This is a genomic window from Gordonia desulfuricans NBRC 100010, assembly GCF_001485495.1.
Classification (GTDB): Bacteria; Actinomycetota; Actinomycetes; order Mycobacteriales; family Mycobacteriaceae; genus Gordonia; species Gordonia desulfuricans.
In genome coordinates, this window is record NZ_BCNF01000154.1 from 1 (window position 1) to 16,515 (window position 16,515).

At 68.0% G+C, this 16,515-nt stretch carries 13 protein-coding genes; 6 read left to right on the top strand and 7 right to left on the bottom strand.

The annotated features are described in order from the left end of the window. Positions 1-90: 90 nt before the first annotated feature. Together GD1_RS21580 and pruA are read right to left on the bottom strand one after the other, a co-directional pair. Complete coding sequence (locus GD1_RS21580; RefSeq protein ID WP_059039508.1) at positions 91-1,065, bottom strand: proline dehydrogenase family protein; 975 nt, start codon at positions 1,063-1,065, stop codon at positions 91-93. Beyond that, positions 1,062-2,696, bottom strand: a complete 1,635-nt coding sequence (pruA, locus tag GD1_RS21585; RefSeq protein WP_059039509.1) for an L-glutamate gamma-semialdehyde dehydrogenase — start codon at positions 2,694-2,696, stop codon at positions 1,062-1,064. The genes GD1_RS21580 and pruA overlap by 4 nt, the downstream gene beginning before the upstream one ends. 125 nt (positions 2,697-2,821) lie before the next feature. Between pruA and GD1_RS21590 the strand changes: the two genes are divergently transcribed. Continuing rightward, positions 2,822-4,495: a PucR family transcriptional regulator gene (locus tag GD1_RS21590; RefSeq protein ID WP_059039510.1), complete on the top strand. Its 1,674-nt coding sequence runs from the start codon at positions 2,822-2,824 to the stop codon at positions 4,493-4,495. A gap of 9 nt (positions 4,496-4,504) precedes the next feature. Here GD1_RS21590 and GD1_RS21595 read toward each other — a convergent pair whose 3' ends face one another. Then, positions 4,505-6,676, bottom strand: a complete 2,172-nt coding sequence (locus tag GD1_RS21595; protein ID WP_053776909.1) for a glutamine synthetase III family protein — start codon at positions 6,674-6,676, stop codon at positions 4,505-4,507. A 168-nt stretch (positions 6,677-6,844) separates the two neighbouring features. Beyond that, positions 6,845-7,990 (bottom strand): FUSC family protein, encoded by a 1,146-nt coding sequence (locus GD1_RS21600; protein ID WP_083534583.1) that lies wholly within the window; start codon positions 7,988-7,990, stop codon positions 6,845-6,847. Positions 7,991-8,052: 62 nt separating this feature from the next. Between GD1_RS21600 and GD1_RS21605 the strand changes: the two genes are divergently transcribed. Then, positions 8,053-8,556, top strand: coding sequence for a MarR family winged helix-turn-helix transcriptional regulator (locus GD1_RS21605; RefSeq protein WP_059039511.1), 504 nt, complete (start codon positions 8,053-8,055; stop codon positions 8,554-8,556). A gap of 90 nt (positions 8,557-8,646) precedes the next feature. Here the strand turns inward: GD1_RS21605 and GD1_RS21610 are convergent, their stop codons facing one another. Beyond that, on the bottom strand, positions 8,647-9,309 hold the full coding sequence (locus GD1_RS21610) for a DUF305 domain-containing protein (RefSeq protein WP_059039512.1): 663 nt from the start codon (positions 9,307-9,309) through the stop codon (positions 8,647-8,649). Further along, entirely contained in the window at positions 9,309-10,877 is a 1,569-nt protein-coding gene (locus tag GD1_RS21615; protein ID WP_059039513.1) for an LVIVD repeat-containing protein, read from the bottom strand. The genes GD1_RS21610 and GD1_RS21615 overlap by 1 nt, the downstream gene beginning before the upstream one ends. Positions 10,878-11,144: 267 nt before the next feature. Between GD1_RS21615 and GD1_RS21620 the strand changes: the two genes are divergently transcribed. After that, the gene (locus GD1_RS21620; RefSeq protein ID WP_059039514.1) at positions 11,145-12,782 is read left to right on the top strand and encodes a GMC oxidoreductase; all 1,638 of its coding nucleotides are present in this window, start codon (positions 11,145-11,147) and stop codon (positions 12,780-12,782) included. An 87-nt stretch (positions 12,783-12,869) separates the two neighbouring features. Here the strand turns inward: GD1_RS21620 and GD1_RS21625 are convergent, their stop codons facing one another. Next, on the bottom strand, positions 12,870-13,424 hold the full coding sequence (locus GD1_RS21625; RefSeq protein ID WP_059039515.1) for a TetR/AcrR family transcriptional regulator: 555 nt from the start codon (positions 13,422-13,424) through the stop codon (positions 12,870-12,872). A gap of 146 nt (positions 13,425-13,570) precedes the next feature. Between GD1_RS21625 and GD1_RS21630 the strand changes: the two genes are divergently transcribed. The 3 genes from GD1_RS21630 (at position 13,571) to GD1_RS21640 (ending at position 16,485) form a co-directional block, all read left to right on the top strand. Beyond that, positions 13,571-14,005: an SRPBCC family protein gene (locus GD1_RS21630; protein ID WP_059039516.1), complete on the top strand. Its 435-nt coding sequence runs from the start codon at positions 13,571-13,573 to the stop codon at positions 14,003-14,005. A gap of 35 nt (positions 14,006-14,040) precedes the next feature. Continuing rightward, positions 14,041-14,874, top strand: a complete 834-nt coding sequence (locus tag GD1_RS21635) for an SDR family NAD(P)-dependent oxidoreductase (protein ID WP_373855347.1) — start codon at positions 14,041-14,043, stop codon at positions 14,872-14,874. A gap of 192 nt (positions 14,875-15,066) precedes the next feature. Then, a complete protein-coding gene (locus tag GD1_RS21640) occupies positions 15,067-16,485 on the top strand; it encodes an NAD(P)/FAD-dependent oxidoreductase (protein WP_053776932.1) in 1,419 nt (472 codons plus the stop codon). Positions 16,486-16,515: the final 30 nt, after the last annotated feature.

Consider the following 16,515-nt stretch of genomic DNA (forward strand, 5'->3'; position numbering starts at 1 on the left):
ACTCGGTCCCGGCTCAATCATCGAAGGCCGCCCACCTCGATCATCGCAGACTGACCACACCAATCATCGACTGAGCATTGGTGGTTGAGCTTAAGCGTGCTGCTGTTTCCCTTGACGCTCTGCCAATGCGCGAAGGAAGAACAGCAAGTTGGCGGGTCGTTCGGCCAGACGGCGGACGAAGTAGCCGTACCACTGGCTGCCGTACGGGATGTACACCCGCACCTGTGCGCCGGCGTCGGCCAGCCGACGCTGCTCATCGGAACGGATTCCGAAGAGCATCTGGTGCTCCCAGGATTCCGGGGACCTGCCGGACTCGTGCGCGAGGGCCTGGGCTGCCTCGATCATCGTCGGGTCGTGACTGGCGACCATGGGATGGCCGTTGCCGTGCATCAGGATTCGCAGACACCGCAGATAGGAGTCGTCGACCTGGGCGTGGGTGTCGAATGCCACCGACGGCGGCTCGGCATAGGCGCCCTTGCACAGCCTGATGCGTGCCCCCGACGCGGCGAACTCGCGGCAGTCGTCCTCGGTGCGACGGAGATAGGCCTGCAGAACGGTCCCGAGATCGTCGAAGTCCCGGCGTAGTTCCCGCACGATGTCGAGTCGCTCGGAGACGGTCGAGTGGTCCTCGGCGTCGATGGTCACCAGCACCCCACGGCTGTGCGCGGCCGCACAGATCGTTCGGGCGTTCTCGGTCGCCATCTTGCGGCCGTGCCGAGGGAGTGACTGGCCGAGCGCGGTCAGCTTGAGCGACACCTCCAGACGCCCGGAACCCGACGCCTCCAACCCTGACATCGATTCCAGGACAGACAGATATGCTCTCACCGTCGCAGCGGCGTCGGCCTCGTCGACGGTGGCCTCCCCGAGGTGGTCCACGCTCACCGACAACCCGCCGGCGAGCGACGCCGCCACCGCCGACAACACGTCGTCCTGGGTCTCGCCGGCCACGAACCGGTCCACCACCCGAGCGGTGACCGGCAGGCGCGTCGCCGTGTTCTTGATGTGGTCGGCGGCCGCGGCCCGCAGGATCACCGGTCGCAGAATCGAATCGAACGCGGTGCTCATCGCGCAGCCATGTGCGGATAGGCGGATGCGGTGGGTGGGACGAAGGTCTCCTTGATGGTCCGGGTGGAGGTCCACCGCATCAGATTGGCCTTGGAGCCGGCCTTGTCGTTGGTGCCCGACGCGCGACCGCCGCCAAAGGGCTGCTGGCCGACGACGGCCCCGGTGGGCTTGTCGTTGATGTAGAAGTTGCCCGCCGCGTTGCGCAGGATGTCGGCGGCGGTTGCCACGGCCGACACCTCACCGGCGATGATCGATCCGGTCAGCGCATAGCGTGCCGTCGAGTCCACCAGATGCAGTGTGTCGGTGTAGGTGTCGTCGTCGTAGACATGTACCGACAGGATCGGGCCGAAGTACTCGGTACTGAACGCCTCGTCGGTGGGGTCGTCGCCGAGGAGCACGGTCGGCCGGACGAAGTATCCGGTGGTGTCGTCGCTCGTGCCGCCCACCGCAACCGTCATCGTCGGTACCGTCTTGGCGCGGTCGATGGCGGCCACCGACTTGTCGTAGGCGCGGCGATCGATCAGTGCCGAACCGAAGTTGCCCAGATCCCGGACGTCACCGTAGGTGAGTTCGTCGGTCTCGCCCAGGAAGTCGTCACCCATCCGGTCCCACACCGAGCGTGCGATGTAGGCGCGTGACGCGGCCGAACACTTCTGGCCCTGGTACTCGAAGGCGCCGCGGATCAACGCCGTACGCAGGACATCCGGATCTGCCGAGGCGTGGGCGACGATGAAATCCTTCCCACCGGTCTCGCCGACCAGACGCGGATAGTTGCGGTACCGGTCGATCCGCGCACCCACCTCCCGCCACAGGTGCTGGAAGGTGGCCGTCGAACCGGTGAAGTGGATGCCGGCGAGATCGGGATCGGTCAGCGCCACCTCCGACACCGCGTGCCCGTCGCCGTGGACGAGGTTGATCACCCCGGGCGGCATCCCCGCCTCCACCAGTACCTGCATGGTCAGTTGTGCCGAATACGCTTGTGTCGGTGAGGGCTTCCACACCACGGTGTTACCCATCAACATGGGCGCGGTCGGCAGATTGGCCGCGATCGCGGTGAAGTTGAACGGGGTGACGGCATAGACGAATCCGTCGAGTGGACGATGATCGAGGCGATTCCACACCCCGGGTGACGAGACCGGCTGTTCGGCGAGGATCTCGCGGGCGAATGTGACGTTGAACCGCCAGAAGTCGACGAGTTCACATGGCGCGTCGATCTCGGCCTGCTGCACCGACTTCGACTGGCCGAGCATGGTGGCCGCGGCGATCCGCTCCCGCCATGGCCCCGACAACAGGTCCGCCGCACGCAGGAGCACCGCGGCCCGATCATCGAAGGGGGTGCGGGCCCAGTCCTCGGCCGCATTGCGTGCGGCGTCGATCGCGGCACGCGCGTCGTGGTGGGTGGCGTTGCGGATGGTGCCGAGCACCTCGTGGTGTGCATGCGGTTGTACGACGGGAACGGGCTCGCCGTCACCGGTATGGGCGACGCCACCGATGACGTGCGGCAGGTCGCGGGGTTCGGCAGCACTCTGCGCGGTCAGTTCGGCCGTGATGCGCTCGCGCTCGGGGGTGCCCGGAGCATAGGTGTGGACGGGCTCGTTGGACGGTCGGGGGACAGTGGTGATGGCATCCATACCTCAGTGCAGCAACCAACGGATCGTCCCGATATGTCCGATCGGCCCAAGACCGGACGTTGGTTTTGTCGGATAGGACGAACAGTTACCGGGAATCCGGACCTGCACCGGTCTAGCGTGGGGACATGGGCCACCCGGAGACCACCCCGCTCGACGGCGTCGAGCTGGGGCGTCTGCTGCTGGCCCTGGATCGGACCGTCGCCACGCTGGTGACCGCGCCCGCCGGGCTCGACAGGCCGATCGCTGAGCTGGCGATGCTCGATGCCGACGACGTCGAGCTCGGGCTCGGTCGGGGTGCGCGCGGGGCCCAGCTGTTTCTGCTGGTCGGTGTGGGCGGGGCGGCGGCGATCGAATGGCTCGACGGACTGGGCGGCCCACTGCCGGTGGCATTGATGGCCAAGGCACCCACACCTGAGGTGGTGGAGCGCGCCGCGGCACGGGGCGTCGCGGTGATCGCCGTCGACCCCCACGCCCGGTGGGAGCGGGTGTATCACCTCGTCAGCGCGGTGATCGACGCCGCGACCGCCACGATCGGTGCCGGGGAGTCGATGCTGCAGGGACATGTGGGTGATCTCTTCGAGCTCGCCGCGGAGGTCGCGCGCCGGACCGGTGGCCTGATCAGCATCGAGGACGAACGCTCGCATGTGCTGGCCTACAGTTCGGCCGGCGACGAGGCCGACGAACTGCGCAGACTGTCGATCCTGGGGCGGGAGGGTCCGCCGGAGATGCTGGCATGGTTGCGTCAGTGGGGGGTGATGGATGCGCTGCGGACGTCGGCGACGGTGGTCACCGTGGACGCCCGCGCCGACCTCGGCCTGCGTCCCCGCCGCGCGGTGGCGATCCGTGCGCCCGTCGTCGGCGGCACGTCGGGGGAGCGGCGCATCGGGGAGTTCCTCGGCGTGGTGTGGCTGCAGCAGGGCGATGCCGAGCCCGCGGCCGACGCCGACGAGGTGCTGATCGGTGCCGCGGCGGTCGCCGCGCGGGTGATCGTCCGCCGACGTGCCGCGGGTTCCGGCCACGACGACCTCGTCCGGCGGCTCCTCGGTGTGCGGGGCGGCCCGGTCGCCGGCCAGCACCTCGGGACCGAACTGGGCATCGATCCGGTGGCACCGGTCGTGGTGGTGGGATTCGGTCCCGACGACCCGGCGACGGTGTCGGTGACGTCGGGGCAGATCTCGGCACTCACCCTGCACGCCAGCGCCTTCAGTCCGTTGTCGGTGACCACGACGGTGGGTGCACGTGCCTACGTGGTGTTGCCGTCGGTGGACCCGCCGGCCGCACAGGCGTGGGCGCAGACCGTCGTCGACGCCACCCGCCGACAGTTCGGTCTGGCGGTGCGTGCCGTGATCGCCGGTCCGGCAACCGGTGTGGGGGAGGTGCCGGAGCTGCGGGTCCAGGTCGACAGGGTGCTCGACGCCGCGGGCCGGGCGGGTGACCTGATCGATCCGGTGACCACGGTGGCCGCGTCCCGGACCGGTGTGGTGTTGGGTTCGATCGTCGAATTGCTCTCGGAAAACCCGGATCTCGTCGATCCTCGGGTGCGTGAACTCGTCGACGCCGACGCCCGTGGCGGCAGTGAGTTCGTGGTGTCGTTACGGGCCTACCTGGATCGGTTCGGCGACGTGCGGGCGGCGGCGGCCGATCTCGACGTCCACCCGAACACGCTGCGGTACCGGATTCGGCGACTCCAGACGGTCACCGGAATGGATCTGGCCGACCCGGCCACCAGGGTGGTGGTGGCGTTGTCGTTGCGGGTGCTCATGCCCCCGCACCGACCGGGTCGGCCAGATCTGTTGTGACGGTGTGGATCAGAGGATGGTCAGCATCTCGCTGTAGGTGGGCAGCGGCCACAGGTCGTCGGCCACGATGCTCTCCAGCCGGTCCGATGCGACGCGCACGTCGTTCATCACCGGGATCAGCGACTTCAGGGCGTACTCGGCCTCGGTCTCGACGGTGTCACCGTGGAAGCCGCCGATGGCCTCCTCGAGGATGTCCATCTTGTCGTTGAGCTCGCTCACCGCGACGGTCATCGTCTTGAGCACCGGGGTCTCCATGTCGACCCCCGCGGCCTTCAGGCTGGCCTGGGTGCCGGCGAGTTCGCCCATGTAGCGGGTGGCCGCGGGCAGGATCATGGTCTTGGCGACCTCGAGGGTCTCCTTGGCCTCCACCAGCAGGGCCAGGGCGTACTGCTCGAGAACGACCTCCTTGCGTGCCTTGAGTTCTCGCTCGGAGAGGATGCCGTAGCTGCTCATCAGCTCCTTGATCGCCGGCTCGTCGAGCTGGGCCATCGCGTCGACGGTGGTGCGCAGGTTGAGCAGTCCGCGGGTGGCGGCCTCCTCCTGCCATGCATCGGAGTAGCCGTCACCGTTGAACACCACCTTGCCGTGCTCGACGATGATCTCCTCGAGCACCTTCTGCACGGCGTCGTCGAAGGTGAGGCCCTCCTCGGCGGACTTCTCCAGGCTGGTGCAGACGTAGTCCAGCGACTCGGCGAGCATCGCGTTGATCGCGATCATCGGATCGGCGATCGACTGGTTGGAGCCGGGTGCACGGAACTCGAAACGGTTTCCGGTGAAGGCGAACGGGCTGGTGCGGTTGCGGTCACCGGCGTCGGCCTTGAGTGGCGGCAGGGTGTCGACGCCGAGTTCGATGACGCCGGAGGCCTTGCTGGCCTTGGCGCCGCCCTTGGCGATCTGGTCGAAGACGTCGGCGAGCTGCTCACCGAGGAAGATCGAGATGATCGCCGGCGGGGCCTCGTTGGCGCCGAGGCGGTGATCGTTGGATGCCGAGGCGATCGAGGAGCGCAGCAGACCGCCGTACTTGTGCACACCGCGGATGATGGCCGCACAGAACACCAGGAACTGCTCGTTCTCGTGCGGGGTGTCACCCGGGTTGAGCAGGTTGCCCTGGTTGTTGTTGCCGAGCGAGAAGTTGACGTGCTTGCCCGAACCGTTGACGCCGGCGAACGGCTTCTCGTGCAGCAGACAGACCATGCCGTAGCGTTCGGCCACCTTCTTCATGGTGGTCATCATCAGCTGCTGGTGGTCGTGGGCGAGGTTGGACTTCTCGAAGACCGGGGCGATCTCGAACTGGCCGGGGGCCACCTCGTTGTGCCGGGTCTTGGCCGGGATGCCCTGTTTGAACAGCTCGCGGTCGAGCTCGATCATGAAGGCCAGCACACGATCCGGGATGGCGCCGAAGTAGTGGTCGTCGAATTCCTGGCCCTTGGACGGCTTGGCGCCGAACAGGGTCCGGTTGGCGGTCATCAGGTCGGGGCGGGCGAAGTAGAAGTGCCGATCGATCAGGAAGTACTCCTGCTCGGCGCCCGCGTAGGACACGACGGTGTCGATGTCGGTGTGGCCGAACAGCTTCAGCAGCCGCATCGCCTGCTTGCTCATGGCCTGCTGGCTGCGCAGCAGCGGGGTCTTCTTGTCGAGGGCCTCACCGGTCCAGGAGATGAAGATGGTGGGGATGCACAGCGTGTTGCCCTTGGGGTTCTCCAGGATGTACGCCGGGCTGGTGACGTCCCAGCCGGTGTAGCCGCGGGCCTCGAATGTGCCGCGCAGGCCGCCGTTGGGGAAGCTCGAGGCATCCGGCTCGCCCTGCAGCAGGGTCTTGCCCTGGAACTCGGCCAGCGAGGCACCCGAGGAGTCGGGCTCGAGGAACGAGTCGTGCTTCTCGGCGGTGAAGCCGGTCAGCGGGTAGAAGACGTGCGCGTAGTGGGATGCGCCCTTCTCGATGGCCCAGTCCTTCATCGCCGAGGCGACGTAGTCGGCCAGCGTGGGATCGAGCGGAGCTCCCTTGTCGATGGTGGCCGAGACCGCCTTGAACACGTGCTTGGGGAGGCGCGACTTCATCACCGAGAGGGTGAAGACGTTGCGGCCGAATGTGTCGGCGAGCGGCTCGGCGAAGCCCTCGTCGTCCATCTCGTAGGTGGTCACGGCCTCGATGGCCTGTCGGCGCGACATGCTGCCACTCATGGGTACTCCTGGGGGATTTCGGTCCCGCTCTCCCCGGGGGCCTGGGTGGCCCCGGGCAGGGCACGGGCGTTGTGCAAGCGATACGACGCTATGAGTGGCAGGTACCCGCATCGTTGCGTGAATGTGACGCCCGTGAAAACTAGGTTTGTTTCCCCGAATGCGGAGTGGTCAGTGGTCGACGTCGGCGCGGGTGATGGTGATCGCGGCGATCACGATGCCGATCACGATGCCGATCACGGTGTCGAGGACGCGGTCGACGGCGGCGTCGGGGCTCAGGTGGGCGCCGATCCCGGTCAGCAGCAGCGCCATCGGGGTGACGACCACCGAGCACAGTGCGTAGTTGACGGTGGAGAAGACCTCGGCGGCGACCTGGAAGACGACGATCGCCACGACCGCACCCCAGTAGCCGAGCGGCAGGGCGAGCAGGATCGCCGCGATCACGCCGCCGACGACATTGCCGATGAGGCGTTGCACACCGCGGCGGACGGTGAGGTGATAGGCCACACCCTGCATGGCGGCGACGCCGCCCATGGCTGCCCACATCGGATGGGCGAGGCCGATGGCGGTGGCGATGCCGCCGGCGATCGCGGCGGCGACGGTGATGCGTCCGGCGGTGAAGAGCAGGTGGCGGTGTGCGGCGCGGGTGCGGCCGCCGGCGAGTGCCACGCGCAGCGATTCGCGACGCGGCTTGTCGGCGTCGGTGCGGGCCAGGCCCAGCAACCACGGGGCGATCGAGGCCAGGATGCCGACGACGGCGCCGATCGCGGTGGCGGCGGTGGCATATCCGATGCCGGTGGTGGCCGCGGATGCCGCGGCACCGTTGGCGGCGAACATGATGATCACCGCTCCCGGTCCGACGATGTGCAGTGAGGTCATCAGGTACACCGATGCGCCGCCGAGCAGGGAGATCACGATGATGTCGACGACCATCGACGAGGAGTACGTGCCCAGCGTCCCGCCGATCGCGACCGAGGAGGTCAGGGCGGCGCCGATCACCAGCAGCCGGGGTAGCCGGACCGGGTAGGGGTCGGGCCGGCAGAACGCGGAGATCAACGCGCCCAGTGCGGCGAGGCCGGCGACGTCTCGATGACCGGTGAGCCCGCCCACGATCATCACCAGTGCCACCGCGATGCCGACGCGGATCGGCACCGCGTATCCGATCCGGGAGAACTCCACGGTCGCGATGTCCCGCCAGGTCTGCGCCCGCACCCAGTGCCGCACCGCATCGCCGCGCAGCGAGCGGGCCGATTCGGCGGCGACCGGTTCGAGTGGGGCGGATGCGGACACGACGGGGGTGGTGGGGGTGGACGACATAGAATTACTTTAGCACTGTTTTACTAGTGAAGTATTTCGAATGACGAAGACGATGAGGGATTATGATTACCCAGGTGACCGAAACCACCGATGTCGTCGACCATGTCCTCGGTGAGTGGGCCCGCGCCTATCCGGATCTGGACATGTCGCCGGTGGGCATCCTCGGCCGTGTCCAGCGCATCGCCTCGGTCACCAGCGCACGCCTCGATCGCAACCTCGAGGTACACGGCATCACCCGCTCGGAGTTCGACGTCCTCGGTGCACTCGTGCGCGCCGATCGACCACTGCGCGCCAGCGAGGTGGTGTTCACGACCATGCTCAGCGGGGCGTCGGTGACCAAGATCAGCGACAGTCTGTCCCGCCGCGGCCTGCTCGAGCGGCACAAGTCCGAACGGGACGGTCGGGTGGTGCTGCTCACGCCCACCGACGCCGGGCGCGCGCTGGTCGACCGTGAACTCCCGCGACGCCTCGACGACGACCGGCAGGTCCTCGACGGACTCGACGACGCCGAGCGTGCGGCCCTGACCACACTGCTGCGCAAGGTGTCTCTGTCGCTGGGGGAGTGACCACGATCGGGATGCGCGGGTCGGGATTCGCCGTCGCGACGACACCGGAGACGCCGACGCCGCCGGAGACGCCGACGCCGCCGGTGCCGATCAGCCCGGGGCCGGGGCCTGTGCGTCGCGTTCGGCGAGCATCGAACCCATCAGACCGACCTCTTTGGTCTGGCCGTTGACGGTGTCGAGCACCGACTCGCGCACCGCCGCCGTCGTCACCAGGGGCAAGGCGGTCTGTGCCATCGCGATCCCGCCCTGATGATGGCGATACATCAACTCCAGGAACAGATTCTCGGCGGCAGTGCCCGACAACGATCCGAGCTGGGTGAGCTGTTCGGTGGTCGCCATACCCGGCATGTCATGCCCACCACCGTGATGGTCCCCCGGGTGGTGGTCCGACATGCCCGACATCTGATCGGTACCGGGCATCCAGGCCATCGGCTCCGGATTCTCCACCGGTTGCCCGGCCATCCGGAGGCGACCGATCATCGTGCCGAGCTCGTACTGCTGCGATTCGGAGATCTGACGCGCCAGCAGCCGGACGCCCGGATCGATCCCCTCACGATCGATCGACTTCGCCATCACCACCGCCTGCTGGTGATGGGCGACCATGTCCTGCATGTACGCGATCTCCACCGCCGACGGCGACGGGGACGACTCCGCCGCAACGGTTCCCACCGTCGCACGGAGCAGCCAGCCGGTCGCCATCGCCACCGCGATCACCACGGCGGCACCGGCGCCGACGACGACGCGGCGTCGCATCACGAACCCACCGTCGACTGCTGGTCCGGCGGCGGTGTGTACGCCGACGCCGACAACTCGAGGACCTGGAAACCGTTGTCGGCGCAGGTGGCCCAGAGCTGACGGCCGCGCCACTCGGGCGGGGAGGCGCACCAGTCGGTACTCAGGTCGCCCATCACCCGGCCGGTGCGGGAGCTGCGGGCCTGTCCGGGATCGAACTGTCCCGAGGCCAGCGACTGCAGTACCGCCGGGACGCTGAGCAGCGGCACGCCGGCCACCGACAACAGCGCATGCGGGGAGTTGCTCAGGCTGCTCTCCTGCCCGGTACGCGCGGGCGGGTTGTAGTAGGCGATCTCGCGGACGTCGAACGGGTCGCGGACGTCGACGACCCGGATGCCCGACGAGAACCATCCGCAGGCGAGGGCCGTCGGGTTCGCGGGCCGGTCGGCGGCGCAGTAGTGCGACTCGTAGGCGAACACGCCACCACCGGCCGACGAGGCGGTGGCCGAGTCCACGTTCTGCCGCAGGTTGATCGCCAGCTTGAGTTTGTTGACGATCCGCGGGCGGGTCGGCGTCGACACGTCGATGAGCTTCACGCCGCCGGAACCGCCCTCGTCGACGGTGAACAGATACTGCTTGCCGCCGTAGGTCACCGGCACGCTGTGCTGGGTGGCACACCCGTCGGTCCAGGTGAGCTCGGCCAGGCGCCGCACCTGCGGATTACGGTAGCGGCGCTGCACCGCCGACACATCCCACACCGTGATCCCGCCGAAATTGCTTGCCAGATAGAGCCGATTGCCGTCGGCGCTGACGCCGATCCCGTGGGTCGACAGTCCGGTGAGGCCCTGCCAGAGCACGCGCGGCCGGCTGGGCTCGGAGAGATCGACGGCGCTGAGGAATCCCGGACCGAGCCCCGACGCCCAGTAGGTTCGGCCGTCCGGGGAGAACCCGCCCTCGTGCGCCGAGATCGGCAGCGGTGCAGCGGTGCCACCCACCTCGGGATTGAGGAGTTTGGGTGCGGCACAGTCGGATACGTCGTAGACGGCCATCAGTCCCGCGCCGAAGAGTGCGGGCACACCGGTGCCCACCAGGAGTTCGCTGCGCCGGTTGGCCTTCAGCGACTCCCAGGTGCCGGCGAGCATGGCGGGTGCGGTGAGTGTGGCGCTGTGGCGCGGCCGGGCCGGGTTGGACGCGTCGATCACCTGTACGCCGGCGGCGGGCCCGACGAGACTGTTGGGAAACAGGCTCCCCATGTAGGCGCACGAACCGATGCTGGTGGAGGTGATCCCGCCGCCGTGGCCGGTGTACGCGCCGATCCGTCGCATGTTGCACGAGTAGCCGGTGCGCGTGGCCCCGGAATCACGCTGGGCGGCAGGAACATCGCCTTGTATCCCGGGTTCGGGATGTGAGGCGCCATCACATTTCGCGGTGCCGACCGCCAGGCTGCCGGCCGGATCCGCCGATGCGGGGGAGGTGACGCCGCCGAGCGCGATCGCCGCGGTCGTGGCCGCGACCGCGAGGGTGACCAACGATCGGTGTGGCGCCGACCGGGCACGTCCGAATGGCCGCTGCCGTCGTCGATGAAGCATCACTGTCCCCCTGTGCACGGTGTCCCCTTGGCGCGTTGCCCGCCGGTGTGCTGTGATGTGGCATCTCCGGATGTCGGATGGTGTCCCAAACCACAACGCTGTGAGATCTTGACACATACTCCGACAACTGTCTAGTTTGAGTGCGAATCACAGACGCCGTGTGCTGCCCGATGACGTGGGCCGCGGTCTGGCGCCCCGACGGGGTGGGGCGCATCGTCTTGTCGCACAGAACAACTGGGCTCAGCCTGGTGATGATGGGGGTTTGTCATGTCTGCTGTCTCGCGGTCTGCCGAAGGGCGGCCTGCCGTCTCGCGATCGGGGTTGTCGCGCAGGGGCTTCCTGGCGGGTGCGGCGACCGCCGGTGCGGCGGGCGTGATCGCGACGGCCACGGGGGTCGGGCCCGGATACGGTGCGCCGGCACGGGTGCGCACCACACGCGAGGATCATCGCGTGGTGGTCATCGGGTCCGGTTTCGGTGGCGGTGTCGCCGCCCTGCGCCTCACCCAGGCCGGGGTGCCGGTCGTGTTGCTCGAACGGGGGCGGCGCTGGGCCACCGGACCGAATGCCACCACCTTCCCGAGCGCGACCAACCCGGACAAACGCATCCTCTGGCATCGCTCCACCCCGCAGGTGTTCGGCCGTCCGCTGGCCGTGGACCCCTACGTCGGGCTGTTCGAGTCCATTGCCACGCCCACCATGACCACCATGGTGGCCGCCGGACTCGGTGGTGGATCGCTTGTCTACCAAGGGATGACGCTCAAGCCCATCGAGTCGGTGTTCACCTCACACTTCCCGTCCGGGATCGACTGGCATGCCATGGACACCGTCTACTATCCGCGCGTGGAGAAGATGCTCGGGGTGGCCACCGCGCCCGACGCGCTGATCCGCACCCCCAACTATCGGGTGGTCCGCGAGTTCGCGGCGCACGTGCGCAAGGCCGGCCTGCCGCTGCAGAAGATCCCGATGCCGATCGACTGGAACTATGCGCTCGCCGAGATCGCCGGCAAGATGAAGCCCGCCTACACCAACGGTGACGGTGCGATCGGAGTCAACAACGGCGGTAAGCACAGCGTCGACGTCACCTATATCGCGGCCGTGGAGAAGACCGGCCGACTCGACGTCCGCACCCTGCACGAGGTCACCGACATCCGCCGAGAACGTAACGGCAAGTGGACTGTTCACGTCGACCGCACCGACGAGTCCGGTCGGGTGCTGGAGCAGAAGATCCTCACCGCCGGTGCGCTGATCATGGCGGCCGGATCGATGGGCACCACCAAGATGCTGGTGCGGGCGCGGGCGACCGGTGCCATCCCCGACCTGCCCGACACCCTGGGCACGGGGTGGGGAACCAATGCCGACCGCATCTACGTCTGGAACAACCCGGCCGCGCAGTTCGGTGCGGCACAGGGCGGTCCGGTGGTCTACGGCAGCCCCAACTGGTCCGACCCGGCCAATGCGTTCACCATCATCCAGGCATCCATCCCGCCGCTGCCGGTGGACACCCACTCGACGATGATGGTGGCCTACGGCGTCTCCGCTGCCCGTGGACATTTCGTCTACGACTCGGCCCGGGACGAGGCCTCGGTGCAGTGGCCGCACGAGGGGGACAGCCGGATTCAGAATCGGTACATCCATCCGACGGCGGTCAAGATCGCCGGTCCCGGGTCCACCCTGCTCGACACCAACGGCGTCGTGCCGTCCACCTGGCATCCCGTCGGTGGCGCCAACATGGGTGTCGCCTGCGACCTCGACGGCCGGGTGAAGGGGCAGCGCGGCCTCTACGTCGTCGACGGCGCACTGATGCCGGGCAATTCGGCGGCATGCAACCCGTCGATGACCATCGCCGCGATCGCCGAACGGGCACTCGACAACATCGTCGCCCGCGACATCGGTTCGATCATCTGAGGGGTCGCCCATCGGACGGCGTCGGTCATCTGATGCCGGTGATCGCCGGGTGCCGGTCGTGGACGAGGGGTCGCGGCCGGTGCCGGGTCAGCCGACGTCGAGGGCGGTGATCGCCGGGCGCAGCCACATCTCGAGGAACTCGCGCATCTCGTCGTCGGTGCGCGCGGTGTCGTCGACCACCACCAGCGACAGCCCGAGCAACGACACCATGTCGACGATCTGCTCGACGTAGGGCTCGTACTGGGGCTGGCGGGCGGTCATCGGCCGGAGGAACTCGGTGACCACCGCGCGGGTGCGTTCCATCGCCCCGTCGTCGAAGAACGGGTGGAAGTCCTGGGCCGACATCAGCGTCGACAGCACCGGGTGGTTCGTCGACATCGACCGTCCTGCGACGAGGAACTCGATGAGATAGTCGGTGAGATCGGTGATGCCGTCGAGCCGGGTGTGCACCTCCGACATTAGGGTGGTCGCGAGTTCGGCGAGCGACTGCGAGACGAGATCTTCGCGGGATCCGAAGATCGAGTACACCGTCTGCCGGGACACCCCCGCCGACTTGGCCACGGCGGCGATGCTGGCGGCGGCGAAACCCTGATGGGCGATCAGTTCGATCGTGGCATCGATGATCTTGGTCCGGGATCGCATACCGGACATTATCGCCCGTGGGGATCGTGACATCGGCGGATGGCAGGGTTCATGCGGGCATGGGATCCCGATCACATAGGCTGTGCCCAGTGATGTCACCGCGGCCCGGCCGCTGCCGTGACATCGGCGAACAGGGGAGGTCAACGATGCCAGGAGTCAGTCATTCGTCCACCGTGGCGGTCCCGCGCGAGCGGGTCTTCGCGTATGTGAACGACTACCAGAACGTGCCGAGATACATGTTCGGCATCACCACATTCAGTCCGCTCACCGAGATGACGAGCGGTAAGGGGTCGACGTTCGAGGCCGCACTCGAGGTCGGGCCCAAGACCCTGCGGTCGACGGTGGAGACCACGGACTGGGTGGAGAACGAGCTGATCGAACTGAGTTCCATCGCCGGATTCGGCGCCGACACCCGATGGCACTTCACCGACACCGACGACGGCGGCACCGCGGTCGGGGTGGAGTTCCGGTACGAGCTGCCCGGCGGGCTCGCCGGGCGCGCACTCGGTGCGTTGCTCGGGCCGTTCGCCGGCCAGGCGATCCGCCAGACCGAGGTCAACCTGCGCGAGCAGATCCGGTAGGGGACGTCGTGAGCTCGATGTTCTCGCTGCCGCGGGTGTCGCCGACCGCAGTGGTGTCGGAGTTGCTGCAGCGGCGCAGTCTGCTGCCGAAGTCGGTCGAGGACGCGATCGCCGGACCCGGCCGCGACGTCGACGGGCTCACCGTGCTGGTCACCGGTGCGTCGGCCGGGATCGGGCGTGAGGCCGCACGACAACTGAGTGCTCGCGGCGCCGACGTGATCGCGGTGGCCCGGCGGGAACCGGAACTCGCCGCCCTCGCCGCGGAGACCGGCTGCCGCTACCGCACCGCCGACCTGTCCGACGAGGCCGACGTCGACCGGCTGCTCACCGACCTCGCCGACGAGCACATCGACGTGCTGGTCAACAACGCAGGCCGGTCGATCCGCCGGTCGGTGATCGACTCCACCGACCGGCTGCACGACTACCGGCGGACGATGGCGATCAACTACTTCGCCGCGGTGCAGCTGACCCTCGGGCTGCTGCCCGGCATGGTGGAGCGTGGAAACGGGCAGATCGTCAACGTCTGTACCTGGGGGCTGATGGCGCACACGTTCCCGCGTTTCTCGGCCTATGCGGCGTCGAAGAATGCGCTGGCGATCTTCGGGCGCAGCCTCAACGCCGAGCGGCCGCACCCCGGGGTGAGCGCCACCAACATCTACTATCCGCTGGTCCGGACCGAGATGATCACGCCGACCGCCGAATACAGCGATGCCCACGCACTGAGTGCGGAGGAGGCCGGCTCCTGGATCGTCCGGGCGATCACGCATCGGCCCGCGCAGGTGGCACCGGCCGCGGTCCGCACGGTACTGCCGATGCTCGACTATCTCTCGCCGTCGATCACCGACCGGGCGATCAACGGTCTGACCTGAGGACCGATCGACCTGCGGATTCCGGCCCGAAAGGTGCCGTCTGGCCGGAGTTGGCACAGAATTCTCTCGCATCGTCGGCCGCTGTGAGCTAATGTCGGTCTCGCGACTGGCGTAGCCGGAGTCCACCGGCAAGGAGCACCGTTCCCCGACATCGTCCGCCTGGGTGTCGAACCGTAAGTGAAGGAACGTGCCATGTCGCAAGACGCTGCACCAGCCGCGGCTCAGACCCCGGATGCCAACGCCGACAAGCCCCGTCGTCACCATGTGGTGATCATCGGATCGGGCTTCGGCGGTCTGGCGGCCGCCCGACGACTCAACCGCGCCGACGTCGAGATCACGATGATCGCGCGCACCTCGCATCACCTCTTCCAGCCGCTGCTCTATCAGGTGGCGACCGGTCTGATCTCGCAGGGCCAGATCGCACCACAGGTGCGGGTGGTGCTGGCCAAGCAGCAGAACGTGCAGGTGATCCTCGGCGACGTCGACACCATCGACCTCACCTCGCGGACGGTCACCTCGCGCACCATGGGCCGGATCACCGAGGTCACCTACGACAGCCTGATCGTCGCCGCCGGCGCCGGCCAGTCGTACTTCGGCAACGACCATTTCGCCGAGTTCGCCCCCGGCCTCAAGACGATCGACGACGCGCTGGAACTGCGCGGCCGCATCCTCGGTGCGTTCGAGCAGGCCGAGCTGTCGGATGATCCCGAAGAGCGCGAACGGCTGCTGACCTTCGTGGTCATCGGCGCCGGCCCCACCGGCGTGGAGATGGCCGGACAGATCGTGGAACTGGCCGACAAGACCCTGGCCGGGGCGTTCCGCAACATCGATCCGACCGAGTCGCGGGTGATCCTGCTCGATGCGGCATCGGCGGTGCTCCCGCCGTTCGGGCCGAAACTCGGTGCGCGCGCGGAGAAGCGACTGCGTTCGCTCGGCGTGGACGTGCAGCTCGGTGCGATGGTCGTCGACATGGACTACCACGGGTTGATGGTCAAGGACGCCGACGGCTCGGTTCGTCGGATCGAGGCGCAGTGCAAGGTGTGGTCGGCCGGTGTCGCGGCGAGCCCGCTCGGCCGTCAGCTCGCCGAGCAGAGCGGGGTGGAGCTCGATCGCGCCGGCCGCGTGAAGGTGCAGCCCGATCTGTCGATCCCCGGTCACGCCGAGGTGTTCGTCGTCGGCGACATGATGGCCATCGACGGGGTGCCGGGGCTCGCGCCGGCAGCCAACCAGTCGGCCCGCTACGCCGCCGACACCGTCCTCGCCCGGATCAAGGGCAACTACAGCAAGCGCCCGCCGTTCGAGTACTGGGACAAGGGGTCGATGGCCACCGTCGCACGTTTCGCCGCGGTCGCGAAGATCCCGGTGCCCGGCACCGACAAGCACATCGAGTTCGCCGGTTTCTTCGCCTGGGTGGGCTGGTTGTTCCTGCACCTGCTCTACCTGGTGGGCTTCCGCAACCGGTTCACCACGTTCATCGACTGGACCTTCGCATTCACCTCGCGAGCCCGCAACCAGATGGCCGTCACCGAACAGCAGGTGTTCGCGCGCAACGTGATCGAGAAACTCTCGGAGGTCCGCGACGACGAGGACGACGAGTTGGGCGCAGCCTGAGACGATGTGACGCCGCCTTTGCGGCTCGGT